The 23,425-nt window shown below is 33.4% G+C and carries 19 protein-coding genes and 1 tRNA gene; 10 read left to right on the plus strand and 10 right to left on the minus strand.

Annotation, left to right across the window (positions count from 1 at the left end):
• Positions 1 to 26: 26 nt before the first annotated feature.
• The 4 genes from Dongsha4_RS07460 to Dongsha4_RS07475 all read right to left on the minus strand — a co-directional run bounded on the left by Dongsha4_RS07460 (position 27) and on the right by Dongsha4_RS07475 (position 5,002).
• The gene (locus Dongsha4_RS07460; RefSeq protein ID WP_330205403.1) at positions 27 to 1,406 is read right to left on the minus strand and encodes a cation:proton antiporter; all 1,380 of its coding nucleotides are present in this window, start codon (positions 1,404 to 1,406) and stop codon (positions 27 to 29) included.
• A 404-nt stretch (positions 1,407 to 1,810) separates the two neighbouring features.
• Positions 1,811 to 3,496 (minus strand): bicarbonate transporter BicA, encoded by a 1,686-nt coding sequence (bicA, locus tag Dongsha4_RS07465; RefSeq protein WP_330205052.1) that lies wholly within the window; start codon positions 3,494 to 3,496, stop codon positions 1,811 to 1,813.
• Between the two features lie 380 nt (positions 3,497 to 3,876).
• A tRNA-Asn gene (locus tag Dongsha4_RS07470) sits at positions 3,877 to 3,948 on the minus strand.
• A 229-nt stretch (positions 3,949 to 4,177) separates the two neighbouring features.
• Positions 4,178 to 5,002, minus strand: a complete 825-nt coding sequence (locus Dongsha4_RS07475) for a hypothetical protein (protein WP_330205053.1) — start codon at positions 5,000 to 5,002, stop codon at positions 4,178 to 4,180.
• Positions 5,003 to 5,272: 270 nt separating this feature from the next.
• Here Dongsha4_RS07475 and Dongsha4_RS07480 point away from each other — a divergent pair, with 270 nt between their 5' ends.
• Positions 5,273 to 6,049 (plus strand): type 1 glutamine amidotransferase, encoded by a 777-nt coding sequence (locus Dongsha4_RS07480; RefSeq protein ID WP_425590792.1) that lies wholly within the window; start codon positions 5,273 to 5,275, stop codon positions 6,047 to 6,049.
• Positions 6,050 to 6,170: 121 nt separating this feature from the next.
• Here the strand turns inward: Dongsha4_RS07480 and Dongsha4_RS07485 are convergent, their stop codons facing one another.
• Positions 6,171 to 7,217, minus strand: a complete 1,047-nt coding sequence (locus Dongsha4_RS07485; protein ID WP_330205055.1) for a PstS family phosphate ABC transporter substrate-binding protein — start codon at positions 7,215 to 7,217, stop codon at positions 6,171 to 6,173.
• 486 nt (positions 7,218 to 7,703) lie between these two features.
• On the opposite strand from Dongsha4_RS07485, the gene Dongsha4_RS07490 reads away from it, so the two are divergent.
• From Dongsha4_RS07490 to Dongsha4_RS07500, 3 genes are all read left to right on the plus strand, one after another.
• Positions 7,704 to 8,717, plus strand: coding sequence for a DMT family transporter (locus Dongsha4_RS07490; protein ID WP_330205056.1), 1,014 nt, complete (start codon positions 7,704 to 7,706; stop codon positions 8,715 to 8,717).
• Positions 8,718 to 8,782: 65 nt separating this feature from the next.
• Entirely contained in the window at positions 8,783 to 9,091 is a 309-nt protein-coding gene (grxC, locus tag Dongsha4_RS07495) for a glutaredoxin 3 (protein ID WP_330205057.1), read from the plus strand.
• A 34-nt stretch (positions 9,092 to 9,125) separates the two neighbouring features.
• Complete coding sequence (locus tag Dongsha4_RS07500; protein WP_330205058.1) at positions 9,126 to 10,088, plus strand: pentapeptide repeat-containing protein; 963 nt, start codon at positions 9,126 to 9,128, stop codon at positions 10,086 to 10,088.
• Positions 10,089 to 10,117: 29 nt separating this feature from the next.
• Here Dongsha4_RS07500 and Dongsha4_RS07505 read toward each other — a convergent pair whose 3' ends face one another.
• Positions 10,118 to 10,555, minus strand: coding sequence for an ATP-binding protein (locus tag Dongsha4_RS07505; protein ID WP_330205059.1), 438 nt, complete (start codon positions 10,553 to 10,555; stop codon positions 10,118 to 10,120).
• 90 nt (positions 10,556 to 10,645) lie between these two features.
• Here Dongsha4_RS07505 and Dongsha4_RS07510 point away from each other — a divergent pair, with 90 nt between their 5' ends.
• The 4 genes from Dongsha4_RS07510 (at position 10,646) to Dongsha4_RS07525 (ending at position 15,496) form a co-directional block, all read left to right on the plus strand.
• Entirely contained in the window at positions 10,646 to 11,551 is a 906-nt protein-coding gene (locus tag Dongsha4_RS07510) for an alpha/beta fold hydrolase (protein WP_330205060.1), read from the plus strand.
• A 223-nt stretch (positions 11,552 to 11,774) separates the two neighbouring features.
• Entirely contained in the window at positions 11,775 to 12,983 is a 1,209-nt protein-coding gene (locus Dongsha4_RS07515) for a glycosyltransferase family 4 protein (protein ID WP_330205061.1), read from the plus strand.
• Positions 12,983 to 15,130 carry an FHA domain-containing protein gene (locus Dongsha4_RS07520; protein WP_330205062.1) on the plus strand — a complete coding sequence of 716 codons (2,148 nt, stop codon included), beginning with the start codon at positions 12,983 to 12,985 and terminating at the stop codon, positions 15,128 to 15,130. The genes Dongsha4_RS07515 and Dongsha4_RS07520 overlap by 1 nt, the downstream gene beginning before the upstream one ends.
• Positions 15,131 to 15,163: 33 nt before the next feature.
• Complete coding sequence (locus Dongsha4_RS07525; RefSeq protein ID WP_330205063.1) at positions 15,164 to 15,496, plus strand: hypothetical protein; 333 nt, start codon at positions 15,164 to 15,166, stop codon at positions 15,494 to 15,496.
• Between the two features lie 107 nt (positions 15,497 to 15,603).
• Here Dongsha4_RS07525 and Dongsha4_RS07530 read toward each other — a convergent pair whose 3' ends face one another.
• Positions 15,604 to 16,503, minus strand: a complete 900-nt coding sequence (locus Dongsha4_RS07530; RefSeq protein WP_330205064.1) for a DNA adenine methylase — start codon at positions 16,501 to 16,503, stop codon at positions 15,604 to 15,606.
• Positions 16,504 to 16,712: 209 nt separating this feature from the next.
• Here Dongsha4_RS07530 and ispF point away from each other — a divergent pair, with 209 nt between their 5' ends.
• The gene (ispF, locus tag Dongsha4_RS07535; protein WP_330205404.1) at positions 16,713 to 17,192 is read left to right on the plus strand and encodes a 2-C-methyl-D-erythritol 2,4-cyclodiphosphate synthase; all 480 of its coding nucleotides are present in this window, start codon (positions 16,713 to 16,715) and stop codon (positions 17,190 to 17,192) included.
• Between the two features lie 38 nt (positions 17,193 to 17,230).
• The gene (locus tag Dongsha4_RS07540; RefSeq protein ID WP_330205065.1) at positions 17,231 to 19,171 is read left to right on the plus strand and encodes an ABC-F family ATP-binding cassette domain-containing protein; all 1,941 of its coding nucleotides are present in this window, start codon (positions 17,231 to 17,233) and stop codon (positions 19,169 to 19,171) included.
• Positions 19,172 to 19,284: 113 nt separating this feature from the next.
• Here Dongsha4_RS07540 and Dongsha4_RS07545 read toward each other — a convergent pair whose 3' ends face one another.
• From Dongsha4_RS07545 to Dongsha4_RS07555, 3 genes are read right to left on the minus strand one after another with little or no spacing between them, the layout of a single operon-like run.
• Positions 19,285 to 21,840, minus strand: coding sequence for a hypothetical protein (locus Dongsha4_RS07545; RefSeq protein ID WP_330205066.1), 2,556 nt, complete (start codon positions 21,838 to 21,840; stop codon positions 19,285 to 19,287).
• A 56-nt stretch (positions 21,841 to 21,896) separates the two neighbouring features.
• The gene (locus Dongsha4_RS07550) at positions 21,897 to 22,898 is read right to left on the minus strand and encodes a hypothetical protein (RefSeq protein WP_330205067.1); all 1,002 of its coding nucleotides are present in this window, start codon (positions 22,896 to 22,898) and stop codon (positions 21,897 to 21,899) included.
• Positions 22,879 to 23,394 (minus strand): prepilin-type N-terminal cleavage/methylation domain-containing protein, encoded by a 516-nt coding sequence (locus Dongsha4_RS07555; protein ID WP_330205068.1) that lies wholly within the window; start codon positions 23,392 to 23,394, stop codon positions 22,879 to 22,881. Before Dongsha4_RS07555 ends, Dongsha4_RS07550 begins: the two co-directional genes overlap by 20 nt.
• Between the last annotated feature and the right edge of the window lie 31 nt (positions 23,395 to 23,425).

Consider the following 23,425-nt stretch of genomic DNA (forward strand, 5'->3'; position numbering starts at 1 on the left):
ATATTATTCAACCCCTACTCATGTAATTATTTAGTTGAAGTTAATTCCTTAAGAGAGTTATCAGTTGTTGAAACTTCTGTTTCAGGTTTCTTCAGAACTAATTTTAACAAAGGTGGTGCTAAGAAGGTGGTTAGAATGACCATAATAATAATAGCCGCTTCTAAAGGTTTGCTTAATACGCCACTGGTTGAACCAATACCTGCAAACACTAACCCTACTTCTCCTCTAGGTATCATACCAATACCGATGGCTAAACGATTAATATTGGGTTGTCCAAATACTGCCCATCCTGTGATAACTTTACCAATAATTGCTACCACAATTAAGAAAGATGCGATCGCAAGTCCTGCTCTGTTTTCGGGAATAAGAGGATTAAGTACACTTAAATCAACCCTAGCACCAACGGTAACGAAGAAAACAGGTACAATTACATCGGCAATGGGAATAACTTGTTTATCTAACTCCTTACGTTTATCGGTTTCATCTAATACTAATCCTGCGGCAAACGCCCCTAAAATCGCTTCCAAGTGAATGACGTTGGCTAAAAATGCCATTAATAAAGCAAAGGTGAAAGCAGGAATTACTAGATTACCTCTAGTTTTGAGCTTATCTGCGATCGCCATGAAGGATTGATTAAAGAATTTACCGAGTAAAATCGAACCAATAAGGAAAGCCGAGGCACTAACAATTAAGAGGATAACTTGAGTGAGATTAACTTCACCAGTTTTTGCTAAACTAGCCACTACCGCTAAAACAATGATACCTAAAACGTCATCAATTACCGCCGCACCGACAATAATTTGTCCTTCTTTTGCTTTTAAATAGCCTAACTCTGACAATACCTTAGAAGTAATACCAATACTGGTGGCCGTTAAAGCCGCCCCAGCAAAAATAGCGGGAATAGTGGGAAAATGGAAAAAGTAAATTAAGCCTACTGTACCTAAAGCAAAAGGTGCAACCACACCCACTACAGCTACGATCGCAGCTTGAGAACCAACGGACTTTAGCTCTCTTAGATCAGATTCTAAACCAATTTCAAACAGTAGAACCACCACTCCTAGCTCTGCTAAAACCGAAATAACTTCACTCTGAGAAGCAAATATCTCTGAGAGAAATTCTGGATTCATAGGAGTGAAAAACTGCAAGAAATTCATGATTTGCGAACTACTCGCTTCACTGGTTTCGGGAAAAACCACTAGATTGAGAGCCGAAACCCCAACTATTACACCGCCCACTAATTCGCCTAAAACAGGGGGAAGATTAACTAAACGGGACAACTCACCGCCTAATTTACTGGTGATATAAATAATAGCAAGAGTGAGCAAAACCCCTGTCAAAACCAAAGGAGCTTTATCAGCTTCCGTTGCCGTTGCAAAAAATAAATTTGGTACAGAAAAATTAATCATCATGATTATTGATTGAAAAAAAATTGTTAATGTTGATAAATTGGGTACACGAAACTATCTGAGTTCGGAGTTCAGAGTTCGGAGTTCGGAGTTAAACTAAAAAGACATTGATCTAAATAAATAAAAATGTTTCAATCAATTATTTATTGTCACTTTTCCCTCTTTCCTCTTATGTACCTTAATCAGAGTAGAAAGTAAAACTGAGCCTTACCTGCGACTAAGTGCTTTGAGAAAAACAGATTAGCCCAATCAAGAACAGCAATTTATAATTTAATTGTCAACTTTTAATTAGCAATACATCTTTTAGAGTAGGTATTGTCAACCAAAAAGACGGAAATAACCATAAAAAATCCTAATTCCTCCCTAAATCCCTAGAATTCCTAACACTCTAAAACTTTAATAGTCTAAATTTTGGAAAGAGAAGGATCAACATCAATATCATTGCTTTGTTTTTCCCTCACCACATTTAAACCTTCCTGTAATGCAGTGAGGCGATCGCTCATCCAGTTATATTCAGGAATTAAACCAGCAATACCAAGTTTTTCCAAACGACTTCTGACTTTTCCAGTTGCCCCTACGATAAACACTTCATGCCCATTATCCACCGCTTCTTGAATGGCATTTTCTAAAGCAAGGGAAGAAGTAACACCGAGTAAAGGCACTTGACTTAAATCAACAATTAAAACATCATAGTTAGAGATAGCGTTATGTTCACGGGAAATCGCTTTCGCTACACCGAAAATCATAGGACCATCTAAATGGAATAGTAATACACGTCCTCCAGCTAAATCCAACACCTGTTTTTCTTCTGGATTTAAAGTGATTTCATCATCGGCGGTACTAACCATTTTCACTGATTTAGAACGTAATTCCGATAATTTTTCAATGGTCATAATGTTAGCAATAAACACACCAACACCGACAGCCACCATCAAATCAACGAATACCGTTAGAGCGATAACAGTGTAAACAATTGCTGTTGCTTTCCAAGAAATTTTATGAACCCTTCTTAAGAAGCCCCAGTCCATAATATTGATACCAACTTTTAAGGCAATTCCTGCTAATACTGCCAAAGGAATACTAGAAGTTAAAGGAGCAGCCCAAACAACGATAATGAATAAAACAAAAGCACGAGTTAAACCAGATAAGGCAGTGCGTCCACCGGTTTGAATATTTACAACTGTACCCATTGTTGCTCCTGCACCAGCAATACCACCAAATAAACCAGAGAATAAGTTACCTAAACCCTGTCCGATTAACTCTTTGTTAGAATTATGTTCGGTACGAGTTAAGCTATCTGCCACAACAGAAGTTAACAACGCATCGATACAACCTAACATACCTAAAACCATGGCATCAAATACCATTTTCTGGAATTGAGAAGCATCGATAGTAGGTATTTGTAAAGCAGGTAAACCAGTGGGAATTTCGCCAATACGACGAATATCTGCATCTCCAAAGAAAATGATGGAAACCACCGTACCAACAATTAAAGCTAATAATTGGGGAGGTACAACTCTTCTATAACGGGATGGAACAACGTAAAGAATTACGACAGTCAACACCGCTAAAATGGTTTCTAACGGGTTGGTATTGGAAATTAAATTAGGAAGGTTTTGGATAGTACCAATAACGCCACCTTTGGGGTTAGCTTGGCCTAAAAACGGTGCAGTTTGTAAGATAATTAATATTATCCCAATCCCTGACATGAAACCAGAAATCACCGTATAGGGCATCATGGTGACATATTTACCCAACTTTAAAAACCCAAACAGAATTTGAAAACATCCTGCCATCATCACTACTGTAAATGCGATCGCCATTCCATTTTCTTGGGCGGCAAAATTAGCAATTACAGCAGTCATCACCACAGTCATTGGCCCTGTAGGCTCAGAGATTAAAGTAGGAGTGCCACCAAATAAAGCGGCAAAGAATCCCACTAATACAGCACCCCACAAACCAGCCGAAGCTCCTGCACCAGAAGCAATACCAAAAGCTAAAGCCATAGGTAATGCTATAACCGCCGCCGTTAGTCCACCAAATATATCACCTTGTAAATTTCGAAAATGTATTTTATTCGTTATTTGCATTAAGTTTTCCTCTTTATTATTAATCTATTTTTTATAGACTTGTATCAATGCAATTATAGTTAAAATAGAAAAAAATCAATACGAGTATCTTAAAACAAAAGAAAGGAAATGGAAAGTAAGATTAAATTATTTTTTATTATTTATTAGATAAGTTTTAGTTATTAAAATGATTTAACGATTTTTGGAGAAGTCAGGTAAAAGCAATTAACAGAAATCTACTCGAATTAGATATTCTTATGCTGAACTGAAGTTAAATAAGGTTTATTGAATAAATTAAAAAATGCAGATAAAAAAAGAGGCTATGAAGCCCCTTGTATAAGTACATTTACTTGTATAACTACATTTAATTTGTTAACTGATGTACATATCTAGTTGTTATACTCCCCGAGTAGGATTCGAACCTACGACCAATCGGTTAACAGCCGACCGCTCTACCACTGAGCTATCGAGGATTGCTTTGCTTAACACATTTACTTATTATAGCTAGATAAATAAAAAAAAGCAAGAGAGAAAAGAAATTTTTTTATAGTTTCTTGTTTGTTTCGATTTGAGAAAAACCATAAGGATGAGACAGGAAAAGGGATATAGAGAATTAGGGAATAATGAGTAATAAATGGAAGTCAGAAGTTAAGGTATTAGGGTGTTAGAGAGTAGTAATGAGTAGAGAGAAAGGAGATGAGGCTATTTAAGAGGTACAAACATTTTAGTGTCTTCTATATATTGCCAAGGAATGCCGTCTGGATCACGGCTTTGACTCCATAAACCAAAATCTCGATCGCTCTTTCGTTTTCCCACTGTACTCGGATGTACTTCTAAACGTTTGGCTAAGTCACTTTGATTAAGACTCATGCCATTTTCTTCTTGACTGTCAAGGGTATCAGATTTGTCTTCTTCTTGAGTTGAAGTTTCAACTTCTGGGGAAGTGTTAGAAACGGAATCATCATTAACAGGGGGAGGAGAAGAAGGAGGATTTTCTGGAGGCGTGATGGTAACAGATTCTAATTTTACTTCTGGAGTTGGAGAAGATGCTGGAGAAATACTAGAATAAGATGAAGAGCTTTGCTGTGATGAAGATGCTATGTTTATATCCTCATCAGTATCACTGTCGTCAGGTTCACTATCATCAAGAATACTGCCTAAAGTACTTGCAGTTAAGAAGTAATAAACAATTCCTTTATCTTCGTATTGTCTTTTGACTGCACCATACTCTTCTGCTTTTTGATCTAAATACCAACGGGCAGTTTTCGATTTTAATTCAGTTTTGTTGGTAAGATCGAGTACGGTTACACAACCTTGATGCGCTTGTATTAAATTATTGAAGTAAGGGTCTATTTCTTCTGATAATTGTTGCAATCGAAATCTTTCCCAAAGTTTCAAGCCAAGGGCAAATATAAATATTGCCACTAATAATGGCCATGCAACAAATACAATAATAATGATGAACGCTAAAGGCAGTAACACTAATGGAATACTGTTAGCACCACTATCTATTACTTTTCCATTCATAGTGTTAAGTGGTTAGGTGAATAACAGACCAACAGTTATTTTTAACTAGGTCTAAATACTTGAACAATTATAAGTTAAAACTTTTGAAAATTCAAAATAAACTCGGATTTTGTGCCTTAATTAACAGGAAAAAAAGAGAGAAGTTGAGAAGAGGAATGAACAATCTACGATGTAGAATAAATAATCGGTAATAAATAAGAGATTAAAAGCTAGGTGTTAACATCTAATTTTCAATTCTTAATTTTTAATTTTTAATTCTTTCCTATGTCCATGCAGTTAACTATTGGTTGGCTTTATCCCAAATTAATGAGCACTTATGGCGATCGCGGTAATGTGATTTGTTTACAAAGACGTTGCCAATGGCGAGATTTAGATGTTTCTATTTTAGCCTTAGATCAAGAGAGTTCGATCGCATCTTTTGAGGAATTTGATTTGATAGTGGGAGGAGGGGCGCAGGATAGACAGCAGGAGATTGTGATGCGTGATTTACAGGGAGAAAAAGCCCAAATTATCAAGGAAAAATTAACTTCAGGAATTCCGGGGGTGTTTACTTGTGGTTCTCCTCAATTATTAGGGAAATATTATGAACCTGCTTTGGGGCAAAGGATTGAGGGATTAGGTATTTTAGATTTAGTGACAAAACATCCTGGCATAAATGTACCCCGTTGCATTGGCAATGTGGCTTTTGATATTGTTGCTCCTACTTTAAAAGCAGATTTAGAAGAAATGTTGGGGGAAGTACCTACTGTTGTGGGATTTGAGAATCATGGCGGTAGAACTTATTTAGGAGATGTTTCTCCTTTGGGTAAGGTAGTTAGTGGTTATGGTAATAATGGGGAGGATGGTTATGAAGGGGCTTTTTATCAAAATGCGATCGCAACTTATGCCCATGGGCCTCTTTTACCCAAAAATCCTTTTCTCGCAGATTGGTTAATCATAAAGGCGATCGAACACAAGTACCAAGAAAAAATCACTCTTAATCCCTTAGATGATTATTTAGCCGATAATGGCCGCAAGGCCATGCTTAAAAGAATGTTAAATCAGTAAATTTCAGGAAGGGTAAGGGGCAAAAGGCAATCATTATGAGTTCGGAGTTCGGAGTTCGGAGTTAGGAGTTAAAATAAAAAAGAAATTTCCCCCTAATACCCCTATCTAACCCCGTTACTTATCAATACACATAACCTTCTTTATCCTCAGAGGCATAAGTTTTGGTTAAAAGTTCATTAATACTAGCATTTAATACGGGTTTGCCATTAAAAACTGTACCAACACGATTCTTTTCAAAGTGAATTAAAGCTAAATTATAAGCAGATTCTGGTAGGGGTAGATAACCAACTTTATCAACAACATTTTGAGCTTGTGCTAGATAAAATTTGACGAATTTCTGCAAAGCGGGGTTATCTTGAGCTTTTTTGGCGTCAACATAAATAAATAAAGGGCGAGTCAAAGGGCGATAGGTATTATTCTTGATGGTTTCGTCAGAGGGCAAAATACCTCCATTACCGTTATCGATGGCTACTGCTTTTAATTTATCTTGATGTTGTTCATAATAAGCAAAACCAAAATAGGCTAAAGCATTAGGGTCTTGTATTACACCCTGAACTAAAGCCTCATCATTTTCACTAAATACATAGTCATTACGGCTACTATCTTCAACTCCGACGATAGCAGAAGTGAAAAATTCAAATGTACCAGATTTTTTGTCAGGACCAAATAAATTAATTGTCTTATCTGGCCATTGACTGTTTACCTGATTCCAATTTTCAATTTTGTTTTCTGCTGATGGTTGCCAGAGAGTTTTTAATTCTTCCACTGTCATGGTGTTTGCCCAATCATTACTGGGATGAATAACCACCGTTAAGGCATCAAAAGCAATGGGTAATTCAATATAGGCAATATTATTTTTTTTACATTCTTCCATAAAACGTTGAGGTATCGGCACAGAAGAATTGTTTATATCTGTTTCCCCTTGACAAAATTTTTCAAAACCTCCTATCGAACCTGACAAGCCAACTTTGACTTCCACAGGGGCATTTTCTTTTTGATTAAAATTAGATGCGATCGCTTCTGTAACTGGATATACTGTACTTGAGCCATCAATAAGAATTGCCCGATTTTCCTGAGAAGATTGATTGCTACAGGCAGAGACAATACCTAAAAAACCGGCAACAATCAAAGATTTTGTTACCCCCGTCAGAAAATTTCTCTTGAACATATTTTCATTTCAACTTTTTTTGATATATCTTTAATATTATCTATATTATGATTAAATAATCAAAAATTTCATCGTTTTTAAGTTTCTCTTTAACAAAAAATAATACCTTTAACTTAATCTTAATCTACAGAGATTTACCACCGAGGTAATTAATATCAGTTCTTGCAAATAACAAAAGTAATAAAGCAAAAAAAATCATATATTTAGACAATTTATTATCAATAATTGATTTAATAGATATTTTTAATTATTATTTAATTCGATTTTGTTATAAGTTCTCCTTTCACTATAATCGTTAAACTTTCGTTAACCTTTACATAATTCTTTGATACAGAAATTTCCCACTTTCCCAAGAAAAAAACTGGCAATCAAACAATAATATCTTCTAATTCCCTACTCAGGTAAACTTTAAACCACATAAGAAGTAAACGAAGTGAGATAATTCTCAGTAATATAAAGAAATGTAACGAAAATAGAAATAAATACATGAATCTCAAGGTAACGTCTGATTGGTCATTATTCAAGCCAATAATTTTAATTTCTCCTTTTTTTTTCTGGGGCACAGCAATGGTAGCAATGAAAAGTGTCATACCCCAAACAACTCCGTTATTTATGGCAGGAGTGAGGATTTTTCCCGCAGGGTTATTAATTTTGTTAGTGGCTTTGATGTTGGGCAAATTTCAACCTATTTCCCGTCGGGGTTGGTTATGGATTTGCTTTTTTGCTTTGATAGATGGTTGCTGTTTTCAAGGGTTTATCGGAGAGGGGTTGATGCGTACTGGTGCTGGTTTGGGTTCTGTGATGATTGACTCTCAACCCTTAGCAGTGGCGATTATGTCTCGTTGGCTATTTAAAGAAGTTATCGGTTTTTGGGGATGGTTAGGCTTATTAACGGGGATTGTGGGTATTAGTTTAATTGGTTTGCCTGATGAATGGATTTTAAGGGGTTTACAAGGGGATTTTACTGGGTTTAATTGGAGTTGGAATGGTTTATTTGATAATGGTGAATGGTTAATGTTATTGGCTTCTTTATCTATGGCTGGAGGCACTATTATGATTCCTTTTGTCTGTCGTCATGTGGATGCAGTGGTAGCGACTGGTTGGCATTTGGTTATTGGTGGTTTAGTTTTATTTTTATTTAGTTTTCAGTATGAAGCGAATCAATGGATTAATCTTGATTTAAACTCATGGCTACTTTTATCTTATGCTACTATTTTTGGAAGTGCGATCGCATATGGGGTATTTTTTTTCCTCGCTTCTAAAGGAAATTTAACTAGCCTTAGTGCTTTAACTTTTTTAACTCCCGTATTTGCCCTAACTTTTGGTAATTTATTACTAGAAGAAAAACTTTCTGATCTACAATGGCAAGGGGTATGGTTAACCTTAGTCAGTATTTATTTGATTAATCAAAGAGAAAAAATCAGTAAATTTATGTTTAGGGAAAACCTGTATATTTTTTGGCAAAAATTAAAACAAATACAAATTCTAAATAAAGAATAATCAAAATTTAAGCATTAGTCTTATGTTTTATTAATTAACCCTAATTATTTACCTAAATATTAATAATGTCTAATATTATCACTAAGATTTTAGGTCAACAAAATTCCTATCAAGCACAAGTAGAGATTTATACATGGCAAACTTGCCCCTATTGTATTGGTGCTAAATTATTACTATGGTGGAAAGGATGTAGTTACATTGAATATAAAATTGATGGGGATGACAAAGCAAGACAATTAATGATAAAAAGAGCAGAAGGGAAAAAAACCGTACCTCAAATTTTTATTAATAATAAATCTATCGGTGGTTGCAATGAATTATATCAATTAGAAAATGAGTCAATACTTGATTTTTTACTTAATCAATCTCCATAACTTAGTATATTAATTCTTAAATTTAGAAGCAATTATGACAGCCGATGAGATACTTAGATTATATGATCAAGGGGAAAGAAATTTTAGTAATTCTGATTTATCCAGAGAAGATATAATTGGAGCAAACCTAACCCAAATTGACTTAAATAGAAGTAATTTAAGTTGGGCTAATTTAAGTGGAAGTGATTTAAGTGGTGGAAATTTATCTCGTGCTGATTTAATTCATAGTCGTTTTATCAGTGCAAAATTAATCAGCGTAAACTTAAGTAATAGTAATCTTAGTTATGGGGATTTAAGTTGGACAAATTTGAATAGTGCTAATTTATCTCAGGCAGATTTGAGTTACTGTAATTTGAGTAAATCTTCATTAATTAATAGTGATTTTAGTTATGCTAATTTACAAAATTGTAAACTAACAAAAGCTAATTTTATGGGGGCTAATTTTACTAGGGCTAATTTATCGGGGGCAGATTTATCGGGGGTAAATTTAACGGGGGCAGATTTTACACGGGCGGATTTATCAGGGGCAAATCTTCAAGGATGTGATTTAGAGGAAGCTAATTTGCGTTGTGCTGATTTGTCTAAAAGTATTTTACGAAATGCGGATTTGAGTGAAAGTATTTTACAGGGAGTAAATTTAGAAAATGCTAATTTGAGAGGAGCAAATTTCAGTGGTGCAATGTTAAAAAATACTAATGTTGATCATCAAATAAAGTTATCAAAATTAAATATTAAATCTCCTAACAAAAATAAAATTATTTTTACGGGGGCAAATTTACAAGGAGTTGTTTTAGAAAATGCCGTTGTCAAAAATAGTATTTTTAGCTATGCTTGTTTGTTTAAGGTTAATTTAACAGAGGCATCTTTTCACCGTGCAAGTATGATTGATGCTTATTTATCTCATGGAGATTTAAGGGGGGCAAATTTACGTAGTAGTGCTTTAAGTGGTGTTATTTTGACTGGTACAACTATGCCAGATGGTTCAATTCATCCTTAGATTTAAGATTAAGTTTTCAATTTTTTCATCTAGTTAGCTAAAGATAATTTTTTTCTAATAGTTAAACAATTACGATCATCAGAGATGCGATCGTATCTTAAATCATCGGCTATTTTTTGCAAAATTTCAACCCCTCTCCCCCCCGTTGCAAATTCTCCTTGATGGTTAATCTTCTGTTTCAAAGATTCTAACTGGAAAGGTTGCCCAAAATCCCATACCTGAATTTTGATTTCTTCTTCACTGACATCAATCTCTATTTCAATAATAGTTTCAGGGGGTTTATTTTTATGAGCATGACGCACGGCATTGGTAAAACCCTCGGCTAAAGCTAATTGAGACTGTAACCAATCTTTCTCGCTAATCCATTCTTGTCTAAGAGTTTCAAACTGAGACAAAACTTCTTTGAGATAGATTAAATCACTTTTTACTCTAAATGATATGTGTTGAGTAACTTCCAATTTTCCCACAATCCCCCGCAATTTTTCGCTCTTGTCTCAATCTAAATTAAACTACTATTAGATAAAGTTATTCTAGCCTAAATTAATACCAGCCATATTATGACTATTACACCTTCAACTCAGTATTACAATTGGAACAAATATAAGTGTGCTTACACCAGTTATAATACAGAATCGGATTTTCCTTATGCCATAATTTTAATTCATCCTATCGGAGTTGGTTTGTCGGGTATTTTTTGGCATCGTTTCCTTTCAAATTCAGCAGTTTCTGAGGCACAAATTCCTATCTATAACCCTGATTTATTAGGATGTGGTGAAAGTGATTTAGTGCGTTTAGCGTATGATCCAAAAGACTGGGCTAGTCAGCTTAATCATTTTATAACAAATGTGGTCAAAAAACCAGTTATTTTAGTTGTCCAAGGGGCTTCTTTCCCCATTGCAATTTATATGAGTTCTGGGGATTTAAAATGTGATTTAATTAAAGGGTTAATTTTGTCGGGGCCTCCTGCTTGGAATATTATGATTAATGGGGGAAATTTAAGGGTTAGTGAAATTATTTGGAATCTGTTTTTTGATAGTTTTATTGGTTCTTTATTTTATCAGTATGCCCGTCGTCGAGATTTTATTAAGTCGTTTTCTGTCAAGGAATTATTTGGAGAAGAAAAGGATGTTGATGATGAATGGTTAGATATGTTAGAAAAAGCCGCTACTAATTCTATGAGTCGTTATGCTGTTTTTTCTTTTCTAGCTGGTTTTTGGCGTAAAGATTACTCAAAATTAATGGCAAAATTAGACCAAAAAATTTTATTGTTAATGGGAGAAAAAGCTACCAGTGTGAGTAAAGAAGGCTTTAAAGAAACACCTGATCAAAGAATAGAATTATATCAGAAAAATATTCCTAGTTTAACAGGTAAGAAGTTAAAAGGAAGAAATGTTTTACCCTACGAGTCAACTGAAGATTTTGTCAGAGAAACAATTAATTTTTGTCAATTTTTTACCGATTAATAATAGTAATAGTAAAGGTTATATTACTTTGAGTATGTAAATTATTGATTAAGGTAGGTAAGGCCATATCTGGCAATGGGCAACAGGAGATTTTTAAATAGTGAAAGATAAAATTTGGGTTTTAATCTATAGCATTGCTTTTGTGACAATAATTTGAAGCTCTCATTTTCTATTAAATTATCATAACTACTATAAAATAAGGAATCATAAATTCTTCATCGTGATGAAAATAGCTTATTTAATTAATCAATATCCGAAAGTTAGTCATAGTTTTATTCGGCGAGAAATTCTTGCTTTGGAATCTTTAGGAGTCAATATCAAAAGATTTTCGGTGAGAAAAATTGCTGATGAATTAGTTGATGATGAAGATAAGAAAGAATTATTAAAAACAAGATTTATTCTTGAGTTGGGAATTACTGGATTATTGCTTTATCTACTGAGAGTGATTTTATTTCAACCTCTTAATTTTATAAAAGCCTTGATTATTACTCTCAAAATAGGTTATCGTTCGGAACGAGGAGTTGTCATCAATTTAATATATTTAGCGGAGGCTTGTGTTTTATCGTTTTGGCTAAAACAAGAGGAAATAAGACATATACACGCCCATTTCGGCACAAATTCAACGACGGTTGCTATGCTCACAAGTCTGTTGGGAAATTTCTCCTATAGCTTTACTATTCATGGCCCCGAAGAATTTGATAAACCAAGTGCGATCGCACTTTCAGAAAAAATCAAGAGAGCTACATTTGTGGTGACGATTAGTAACTATGGCAAAAGTCAAGTTTATCGGTGGTGTGATTATCAAGACTGGCAAAAAATCCATGTTATTCATTGTGGTTTGGATAAGAAGTTTATTCAAGCAGAAATTACTCCTATTCCTTCAGAAAATAATTTAGTTTGTGTTGGTAGGTTATGTCCACAAAAAGGGCAATTGTTATTATTAAATGCGATCGCAAGATTAAAACAAAAAGGAATAATTTGTCAACTTACCCTTGTTGGGGATGGAGAATTAAGGCAAGAAATAGAAATATTAGCAGAAAAATTACACATCAAATCACAAATAAATATTACGGGATGGGCTAGTAGTGACGAGGTGAAAATGAAAATTAACGAAGCAAAATTAATGGTAATGCCCAGTTTTGCCGAAGGTTTACCCGTAGTCATCATGGAATCTTTAGCACTCGGAAGACCTGTTATTAGTACATACGTTGCAGGAATTCCTGAATTAGTAGTTGAAAATGAATCAGGCTGGTTGTGTTTTGCGGGAGATGTAGAAAGTTTAACGGAAAAATTAGAAAAGGTATTGAGTTTATCCCCAGAAAAATTAAATCAAATAGGAATAATGGGCAAGAAAAAAGTTAAGTATAATCATGATATAGAAACAGAAGCGAAAAAGTTAAAAAACTTGTTTGAGATAGTAGTTACAAACTAATGGCTCCAAAAGCGGATAAACTAGCACAGAATATAGATAGTATCAAAAGTTTTCTCAGAAGAAAATTAGCCACTTATCCTGAATTAAATGAAGTAATTGAAAAAATTAAATATATAGAAAAAACATTAAGTGAAAAAAAACTAACTCTACAAATTATTAGTAATAATGAAACCCTTAATCAGGGATTGTTTGACTTAATTAGTAATTATCCAGAATTTACGCAAACCTATCATATTAAATATGATTTAACTCCTTCTTCTCCCTTACCCATTTCTCCTCAAATAAAAAATACTCTAACTCTGAAAAGATTAATAGTTGATTCCACAGAAATTATAGAAGAATATATCCTTCAAAAAGATCATAATTATTTAATAGGCAGATGTCCTGAAAATCCTATATTTTTAGATAACACTATTTATCAAGGAATTTCATGGAAACACGCTGAAATAAATCCTATAGAAAATAAGCAAGGAGAAACAAGATGGCAAATTACAGACTTAAATAGTAGCAATGGAACTTTTATTAACGGAGAAAAATTAAATGGTAGTATTATTTTAAATAATTGTGATAATATTACCCTTGCTTACCCAGAATTAAAAGCAAATATTCCTTGTTTTGAAATTAAACAAGAATCAATTAATCCGTCAGAAAATATAAATAATGAATATCGAGATATTATTGACTGTGATTTACTTTTGTTAATTTTGGAAAATAATAATTTGAATCAGAATGAAAAAGAATTTTTAGTTAACTTAGATGTTTCTTTTCTCTCTAAAGTTTTTATCATAGTAGATTTTGCTGAAGAAAAAAATATTCATTTAGAAGAAACCAATACTAATTTAGAGAATCAAATAAACTTGTTAAACATAGAATATAAACCAGAATTATTGTTTCTTAATTTAAAGGCTTATTGTCAAGAAGAAAGGCAAGAGAATTTAAGCAAAATAGAGCAAAAGAATCAAGATAAATTTATCAAAGTATTGACTAATATTATTAAACGTCAACCGGAAAATATCTTAGCAAAAAGATTAATTGCTAAATTAAATCCTTTAATATCACCTTTAGAACAAATTTTAATTCAAGAGGATGAAGAATTAAAAGAAAAAATTAAAGAATCTCAAGATAAACTCACTAAAATTACTCAAAAAAATTGGAAAGAAATAAGTAAAAATGCTCTAAGTAATGTAAAAGAAGAAAAAGATAAATTTTTTAAGCAAATTAAATCAGATTTAGCTCAAGCAAAAAGTTCAGTTTTAGATAATTTTAGTAAACGCAGTATTGTTGGAAAAATTCAAAATTTTGTAGATGAATTACAACCAACAATTTTTAAAAAACAAGGACAACCTCATGTAAAATTGCTTCCTACTCATGGGGATGTTAATGCTGATTTGAATGAAGTCTTGATAAAATTCACAACCAATAGTGTAGAAAAATGGGCTTTAAAAGAATGGGATAAAATTATTAATCACTATAATCATGGAGGCTTAAATGATTTATTAAAAAGAGTTTATACCTATGTTGATGTTATACCTGATTTATTTTCTGAATCTCCTTTTCTTCCCCCTGCTGAATTAGATATTGCTAATAATTTTCTGATTTCTTTTATGGGTATTGAAAGTGAGGTGCGTCATAAACAAGTTTCTATGGGAGGCTATATTATGAAAACCTTACGGGCAAATATGATGCAAATTATGATGATGGCAACCATGCTGTTAGCAATATTAGGGCAAAAAATGGGAAAAAATGAAATTTTTGGACAACTTTCTCAATGGTTTCAACGCTTTCCTTTCTTACTTGGTTTAGCTGTTTTTGCTCTTATTTTTTTCTTGACTAATTCTTATAATCAAGATAATAATTTAAAGCTAGAAGAAGCAGAAGATAAACTCAAAAAAGAAGTTAATACTTATTATCAGTCTCTGAGCAAAAATCTAATTGAAAAAGTAATTCAAGATATAAATTTAGCTCTCGAATATGAAGGGAATAGAATTGATAGTGCTTTAGAAAGAGTGCAAGAAATTTATGGTGACTATATATCAGAAATGGAAAAACAACAAGTTATAATTAAAGCCAATTTAGAATCTTTAAAAGAAAAAGAAAAAAGTTTAAGTAAGGAAATTATAGAATTTAAAAAGTTAGCAAAGACTTAAATACAATTATCATTACACTTAGTATTAAAAATTATGAAAAAAATATTAGTAAGTTTTCTTTTTTCAACCTTATCCATAGGTGTTAATTCAACTTTCCCAATATTAGCAATTCCGCCGACAATAGCAACTATTATCAATATGAGTACAGGCGATCGCGCTTGCTATATTGAACTTTTAGATATGGAGGGGAATATTACCATTGAATTAGCAGATTTTTCTATTTGTGAACAATCCAATTTAATCAATAAAAAAGTAGAACTATTGTATAAACAAACTAATATTTTAGCTTCAGAATGTCAAGGTAATATCGATTGTAAATTAAGTGATCAAGTAATGTTAATTATTGACGTAAAAATAGTTAATTAAGAACAAACACTTCTTATTAAGTACAATAATATTAAAGACTAGATGTCAGATTTATAATTATTTTTAATTTCTCTGAAAGTCTCTTTTTTTTATGATTTTATTATAATTTAATCTAATGTACTGTTAGTTATCAATAATTCGTTTAATAAACCTCTTTTTAAACCATTAGAATTGATATTTCTTCTAGCAAGAATTCGGTTAATTTTATATTCTTTATATAACTCATCAAAAAAATTATTTTCAGAATTAACACTCCTAACATCAGAGTTACTTAAAATCCATTTACAGTCTAATTTGTCTAATTTATCACAAAATTTTTTAAGTCTTATTTGCTCATAATCATTAAATTTTTTGTTAGCATAAGAGTTGAAATTTGATGTTTCATTTAATGGTTTATAAGGAGGATCTAAATAGAATAAACTTTTGTCCTCGGCATATCTTAAAGTTTTCTCAAAATCACCATGAATAATCTCAACTTTTTTAAGGGAATTACTAACAAATCGCAGGTTATTTTTGTCACAAATAATGGGTTTTTTATAACTGCCAATAGGAACATTAAATAGATTACTTTTATTGACACGATACAATCCATTAAAACAAGTCTTGTTTAAAAAAATAAGTAAAGCTGTATGTTTAATTTGGTCAGAGTTTCTTTGATTAAATAAATCTCTTTTTTCATAAAAATACTTTTTTCTGTCCTCTTGATTATGCTCCAATGAATAGTATTCATTTTGCCATTTTTCCAAAATAAAAATCAAATCATTCACATTTTCTTTAATTATTTTATAGGCATTAATCAAATCTAAATTAATGTCATTAATTATAGCCTTTTCGATATTGTGATAATTATTTAAAACCCAAAATAAAACAGCACCACTACCAACAAAAGGTTCAATATAAATAAATTCATCTTCGTTTTTATAAGGAAAATTTGATGTGATTATTTCCAATAATTGGGTTTTGCCTCCTGCCCATTTTAAAAAAGGTTTTGCTTTTGATTTATTCATCTATTATTTTTATGTATTTTTAAACTTATACTATAAATTTATAACCTAATAAAATTGATATACATATTATTTTTACACAATATGGTTAGCTTAAATATTTCTTTATTTGTTCTCTTTTGAAAAACATTAATCTGAGGTTAGTTTATTGAAAGGATTATTTCCATTATAATTATTTACCTATAATAAGTAAAAAAATTGCATATACTTAAATTATGATCAGAATTGGTAACGGCTACGATTTACACAGGTTGGTTGAGGGTAGAAAACTGATTCTTGGCGGTGTAGAAATTGAGCATCATCTTGGTTTATTAGGTCATAGTGATGCAGATGTTTTAACTCATGCAATTATGGATGCTTTATTAGGTGCTTTGAGTTTAGGTGACATAGGGCATTATTTTCCCCCTTCTGATCCAAAATGGGCCGGTGCTGATAGCATGGAGTTATTGTATCAAGTAGATAAGTTGATTAAAGATAAGGGATGGAGTATTGGTAATATTGACAGTGTTATTGTAGCGGAACGTCCAAAGTTAAAGCCTCATTTACCTGCCATGATAAAGTCTTTAGCTGATAAAATTGCGATCGCACCTGAACAAATTAGTATTAAAGCCACCACTAACGAAAAATTGGGTCCTGTGGGTAGAGAAGAAGCCATTTGTGCCTATGCAGTAGTATTGTTAATCAAAGAATAAATTTATCTAAACCGAATTATTAAAAATTATTAAAAATAATGACCGTATTAACCGTTAAATCCCTCAAAAAAGACTTTGGAATCAAAGAAATATTAAAAGACGCAAATTTCAGTATCGAAGAAGGTGATAAAGTTGGCTTAATTGGAGTTAACGGCAGTGGAAAATCCACTCTCCTCAAAATGTTAGCAGGATGGGAAGCCAATGATGGGGGAGAAATGCAGGTAAAATCTGGAGCAAAAATTATCTATTTACCTCAACAACCAGAAATAGACCCAGAAAATACAGTTTTACAGCAAGTTTTAGCCTATTGTGGCGAACAAATGCAGTTGATACTTGAATATGAAGACTTATCCCATCGATTGGCAAGTGTAAGGGAAGAAAAACAACAGGAGTTAATGGCAAAATTGGCAACGGTGACAGAAAAAATTAACCAAGAAAATGCTTGGGATTTAGAAACTAACGCCAAAATTGTCCTTGATAAATTGGGTATTCAGGATTTTGAATTAAAAATGGGAGGCTTATCGGGGGGCTATCGTAAAAGAGTCGCCTTGGCGGCCGCTCTGATGGCTGAACCTGATTTATTATTAATGGATGAGCCGACAAACCATCTTGATGCAGAATTAGTGGAATGGTTACAAACCTATCTGCAAAAGTTTTCTGGTGCTATCTTATTAATAACCCATGATCGCTACTTTTTAGACCAAGTTACTAATCGTATTTTAGAGATCGATCGCGGAGATATGTACAATTATAGTGGCAATTATAGTTATTACTTAGAGAAAAAAGCCCTAGCAGAAGAATCCATCGCCAGTAGTCAACAAAAACTCAAAGGAATCCTCAGAAAAGAACTAGAATGGCTCAAAAGAGGAGCAAAAGCCCGTAGCACAAAACAAAAAGCCCGTATTCAGCGCATTGAGCAAATGCAAAATAAGGAATTTAAGGCTAAACAAGGAAAAGTAGAAATTGATACTCCCTCTCGTCGCATCGGGAAAAAAGTTATTGAAATACATAATATTTCTAAATTCTGGGAAGGCTATCCTCTCATTAAAGACTTTACCTATTTTTTTGAACCCGATGACAGAGTCGGCGTTATTGGCGGTAATGGGGTAGGAAAATCAACCCTTATGAATTTAATAATGGGTAAAATTGAACCCGATGAAGGTAAAATCGAAATTGGTAGCACCATAAAAATCGGCTATTTTGATCAATACTCAGAAAATCTAATTACCGCCACAGAAAACCAACAGAGAGTTATAGAATATATCAAAGACATTGCCAGTTATATCGAAACAGGAGATGGAAAGCAAATCAGTGCTTCTCAACTTTTAGAAAGATTTTTATTCACCCCAAATCAGCAATATGCACCCATAGAAAAACTATCAGGAGGGGAAAAACGTCGTCTTTTTCTGCTTAAAATTCTCATGGGGAATCCCAACGTTTTAATTCTTGATGAACCCACCAACGATTTAGACGTACAAACTTTAGGGGTATTAGAAGAGTATCTCGAATCTTTTAAGGGTTGTGTAATTATTGTATCTCACGATCGCTATTTTCTCGATCGCACTGTGGACACAATTTTTGCCTTTGAAGGAGAGGGAATAATTAGGGAATATCCGGGAAATTACTCTCTTTATTTAGAATATAAAACCAGAGAAGAAAAAGAAAACAAAGTAGAAAAAATAAATGAAGTAAAGGAAAATAAAACAGTAGAAAAGAAAGAAAAATATCAAAGTAATACTGAGCAGAAAAAAAGAAAAATATCTAACTTTCAAAGGAGAGAATTAGAAAAATTAGAAACAGTAATTATACCTGAATTAGAAGATAAAAAAGCTAATTTAGAAAAAAGAATTTATGAAAACGGCGGTAAAGATTATGAGCAATTAAATATATTGACAGAAGAATTAAACCAATTAATCAAAGAAATAGATCATCAAACAGAAAAATGGTTGGAGTTATCAGAGTTAGAAAATAATAGTTGAATAGAGCAGGTAAAATTGTTCTATCAATCAATAGTGACAAAAAAATATCCCCCCACAGGGCGGCAGGGGGTGAGGGCAAGAAATGCCGATTCGAATAGATGAAACTCTTAAAACTATTGATCAAAACTACGGATAAAGGATTCCTGTTTCATAGCACTAAATCGAGGAGTGAGAGGGGGTAGATTTCTCGCATCATTAAATTCGGTATCATAACCCCACTGTCTATTTGGTGCATTATAAAACTTTCCTCCTGTACCAGGCCATTTACCGTTAACGTGATTTGGAGTTCCTAAACTAACAAAAGAACCTCTATAACGTAAAGGAGTGCCGCTCCAACTCTCATGGAGACGAGGATAGTTTTCTAAACCTCCATTATATTGATTCCCTTTAGTCACATCATTTCCAGCTAAAAACGCCAGATTCATTACTGTTTGACTTGCACCACCTAAACTATTGTTATTATTTTTAGTGCTATCATTACAGTTCATATTATCTTCTTTATTTATAACCTTGTTCGGGTCAAAGCATTTGTTAGAAAGAACATTTAGAGAATCACTAAGAATAGAAGCAGGTTGTTTATTTCTGGTGTTGTAATCTCCTTGAAGATAAACAGCTTGATCACTAGCAATAGTTAACCCTGTGGGATCATTAAGATTAAAAGTATTATTTGCTCCTAAACCGGGTAACTGATTTCCTTCGACAATAGCGAAACCATAGGGGCTCGTATTGCCTCCTGCATTGGGGTAAGAGTCACTATCAATAGTCAAATACATTACTAAACCATCATCAGAAGTATCCCTTGCCGCCATACCTAAAGCCTGAAATGAATTTGTCGGGGCTGTATTATCGGCTGGTGCTGTTTTGAATAATAGTTGATTAGCAGATTTGAGTTGAGAGCCATCTAAATATATTCCCTCATAATTCCATATAGTCAGACTTTTCATGTTAATTTGTAACAACCGCATATCTCTACCATTGTTATTATTCTCCCGATTATTAAAAAATCGAAATGGGGGTTTATTATGATTAGACGCATCTCTACCAATATCAGTTAAAGGAGCAGGTACAAAACATCTTTGCACGGTATTTCCACTGGCATCAGGATAAGGAAGAGCAGCAATTTCATTTGCTGTAAGAGAATTTAATTTTGCGACTAAATTAGTTTGTAATGATTGAGGAATATTAGGAATATTGGTAAAAGTTAAGCCATCAACTCCATTATTTCCAACTAAGTCTAAATCAGTAAATTTCAGAGGATTTTCTTCTTCTTGGACTTTTGTGACCAATAGTTGATGAGCAAATTGTGCCGCATCTCTTTTCTGTTGAGGGGTTAAACTGTTCCAAGTACTCGGAAAGGCTGATTTAATATTTTTCCTCATATTCGAAAAATCAGCTTTATATACAGGTTGACAAGCACTGAAGTCTGGATTTTGTGCCTTAGAATAGAATTGATTGCTTGTATTGTTATTAAAAGATTCGTTACTACTGGGAATAGAAGCTAATTGCTCACTCACTAATATAGGTTGTCTTAAACTGTGTCTTTGAGAAGAAGTTAGAGAAACAGCCACAGGAGCTGACACGGGAGAATTATTTGCTTGGGTTCGTTCAATGACTTCAATAGTGAAAGGTATATCTTCACCGTATTTTGATTGATTTGTACCTGTGGGGATAAATTTAATTCTAATATCAGCTTTGGTAAAATATTCACCTGATGAGTCTAAAAAGTCTGGTTCAGGTAATCCTAAAGGGTCTATGCCGACTCTTAAATCTGTAATACTGAAAGGCACTTTAACCTGACTATTATAATTATTGGGACTAACAGGAGAGGGGTTATTTCCTTTTTTCGCACTATCATTTCCTTTACTTGCAAATATATCATCCCCTGCGGTGGTAACATCACCATCTACTGCTAATTGATTTCCTATATATAAATCTCCATTGGTATGAACTGGCCCGCTTAGAGTCATGGTTGCACCGGGGAAGATTTCTAAGTCATCCTTATAAAAAGCGGCAAATTGAAACAGAGGAATTAAGCGGTTTTTAATGTCCATTTGCAGAATTGCGATCGCACCTCTTCCCTGACCATTTCCCTGTTGTTGTCTTTGCTGTACATCACTATCTTTAAAAGCTAAAGCAATAATAGAATGTCCATACTCAATCATATTCAATCCAGCATGATTATCCCCCGGAGGAACATTGCCAACTTTACCAACACCGCCATCTTTTTCTAAAACATAAGTGGTGGCAGAGTAACCACTACGCTCACTATCTCCCCCTGAAAATTGATAAGTTTTACATTGATAATCCCCTGTACCATCACTAATACTATTATCAAAACAAGCCATTGTACTTTCTGGACTTGTACCACTAGGAACGCTATTACTTTGATATATTTTCGTAATTTCGTTAGCTCTTTCATTCAAAGCCGCTTCTGCCCCATAAAAACCGCTAGTGCTATCCACCGTTGCAGTATTGCTTACTTGTTCTATACGACTACTTCTGGCATAAACTAAAACTAAACCTGCCAAACCAAATAAAATAGCAAGAGCAATTACTAAAACATATCCTTTTTCAGAATCAGTTTTGAGTAACTTAGATAAAAACCAGCATTTAATAAACGATAAACCATCTTTTTTTAGAATTAATTGCTTTTTAGTGTTATTTTCCATGACATTAAATAAATCAAATAAAAGTTTAATATTGGTTAATAGTAAGAAATATAAATTTAAAAATTTAAACGGTTACGAGGAAGAAATTGCTGTGATAGAGTTAAATCCTCTGCACTTAATTTCGCAAAATTACCTTTATCTTGGGGAGCTAAAGCCGTCACTTCAACATCAAGAGACTTAATGAGATTCCACGTATAGTCCCCCGAAAAACTTGGGTTACAGTTACTTACCCCTGTTAGGTCAATAGTTTTACACTCTGACGGGGTTGCACTCACATTTTCCTGAATAATCGCTGTAATATCTAATTTTTCTACGTCTTCCACTAAGTCAAAAACCTCCCCATTCCTAATTAGTTGTAAGGTGTTATTCATAACTTTGTATGTACTTTCGTCAAATAGATAAATTGCCGTTGTCCCCGCCGAATAATCATTTGCCCAAGTATGACTATTTGTAGTCAAATTGACAATATCTGGTTCTGTTCCCCCAGATGGTGTCATCGTCGTACCACCACTGTTAAGAGTTTCTTCTCCGTTGTATTCAAAGAATTCCCCTTTATTAGTGGAAGTATCGACAATATAAGCTCTTACTGTATTGCCGTTGCGGAAATTCTGCCATTCTTTTACAGTGTCAGGCCAACCATCATTATTACTATCATTAACCGATATACAAGCAGGAGAGGTAGTCAAACTTTTATCAAGCACAGCAACAGAGTCAGTACTGTTAGCACTGATGTCATCACAAAGAGTTAAAGGTTCTAAACCTCCTCGGCGAATAGTAATTTCCGACGTTCCGTTATTTGTACTAAGAGCAACCGCAGGAAATTCCTTATTACTGACATTCTCTCCCATTTGTTGTAAGTCTGGCCCGATACTTTGAAAAGCCGTTCTCAACCTTTGGTTTACATCTGTGGTTAGCTTATCTTTGCCGAAAAATTCTTTAATTTGGAAAAATCCAGAAAGGGCAGCACCGAGAATAATGCTACCCATCAGTAAAGTCGAAATTGCCTCAATTAGGCTAAAGCCTTTTTCGAGATTGCTTTTATCTTTGCAGTTGTGCAAAATTAGTCTGTACAGTGTAAATTTTTTCATTGTCTCTTTTTTTATCGATAACTTGAACTACTATGTAACGAATCAACCTATCTGTTGAACTACTCGGACAGTTGCTCACTTTAATTTGACCAGTAGGTTTCCCTGTTTGTGGATCTATTTCATCTTCAACCGTGGGATTATCTGTACAAACATACACATTCGCATCAAAGGTATGACCAAAACTGATGCGATCTGCTAGGGTTGTCGGTGTATTACCTGTTACTGTAACATTGGTAACGTTTTTACCTAGTTGGAAACGCAGATCATCTAAAACATCTTTTCCCACGGCCACGGCGGCACTTTCGATTTCTTGTTTTAAATTTTGCATTTTCAACATCAGAACCATTTGTCCGTTTAAAGCAAAAGCCATACTCAAAACAATAATTGCAACTAAACATTCAAGAAAAGTAAAACCCTCCTCTCGATTTCGGTATTTAATTAGCCAGTGTTTAAGTAAATTTTTCATAAAAATACATAATTAAAAATAAAAAATTATT

The sequence above is a fragment of the Cyanobacterium sp. Dongsha4 genome (genome assembly GCF_036345015.1).
In the GTDB taxonomy this organism is placed as follows: Bacteria; Cyanobacteriota; Cyanobacteriia; order Cyanobacteriales; family Cyanobacteriaceae; genus PCC-10605.

Coding starts and splice junctions, on each gene's coding strand:
- Dongsha4_RS07530 (WP_330205064.1), bottom strand. CDS start 16,503: ATGAATAAATCAAAAGCAAAACCTTTTTTAAAATGGGCAGGAGGCAAA.
- Dongsha4_RS07525 (WP_330205063.1), top strand. CDS start 15,164: ATGAAAAAAATATTAGTAAGTTTTCTTTTTTCAACCTTATCCATAGGT.
- Dongsha4_RS07480 (WP_425590792.1), top strand. CDS start 5,273: ATGCAGTTAACTATTGGTTGGCTTTATCCCAAATTAATGAGCACTTAT.
- Dongsha4_RS07545 (WP_330205066.1), bottom strand. CDS start 21,840: ATGGAAAATAACACTAAAAAGCAATTAATTCTAAAAAAAGATGGTTTA.
- Dongsha4_RS07555 (WP_330205068.1), bottom strand. CDS start 23,394: ATGAAAAATTTACTTAAACACTGGCTAATTAAATACCGAAATCGAGAG.
- bicA (WP_330205052.1), bottom strand. CDS start 3,496: ATGCAAATAACGAATAAAATACATTTTCGAAATTTACAAGGTGATATA.
- Dongsha4_RS07520 (WP_330205062.1), top strand. CDS start 12,983: ATGGCTCCAAAAGCGGATAAACTAGCACAGAATATAGATAGTATCAAA.
- Dongsha4_RS07475 (WP_330205053.1), bottom strand. CDS start 5,002: ATGAATGGAAAAGTAATAGATAGTGGTGCTAACAGTATTCCATTAGTG.
- Dongsha4_RS07515 (WP_330205061.1), top strand. CDS start 11,775: ATGAAAATAGCTTATTTAATTAATCAATATCCGAAAGTTAGTCATAGT.
- Dongsha4_RS07510 (WP_330205060.1), top strand. CDS start 10,646: ATGACTATTACACCTTCAACTCAGTATTACAATTGGAACAAATATAAG.
- grxC (WP_330205057.1), top strand. CDS start 8,783: ATGTCTAATATTATCACTAAGATTTTAGGTCAACAAAATTCCTATCAA.
- Dongsha4_RS07460 (WP_330205403.1), bottom strand. CDS start 1,406: ATGATTAATTTTTCTGTACCAAATTTATTTTTTGCAACGGCAACGGAA.
- Dongsha4_RS07500 (WP_330205058.1), top strand. CDS start 9,126: ATGACAGCCGATGAGATACTTAGATTATATGATCAAGGGGAAAGAAAT.
- Dongsha4_RS07490 (WP_330205056.1), top strand. CDS start 7,704: ATGAATCTCAAGGTAACGTCTGATTGGTCATTATTCAAGCCAATAATT.
- Dongsha4_RS07485 (WP_330205055.1), bottom strand. CDS start 7,217: ATGTTCAAGAGAAATTTTCTGACGGGGGTAACAAAATCTTTGATTGTT.
- Dongsha4_RS07540 (WP_330205065.1), top strand. CDS start 17,231: ATGACCGTATTAACCGTTAAATCCCTCAAAAAAGACTTTGGAATCAAA.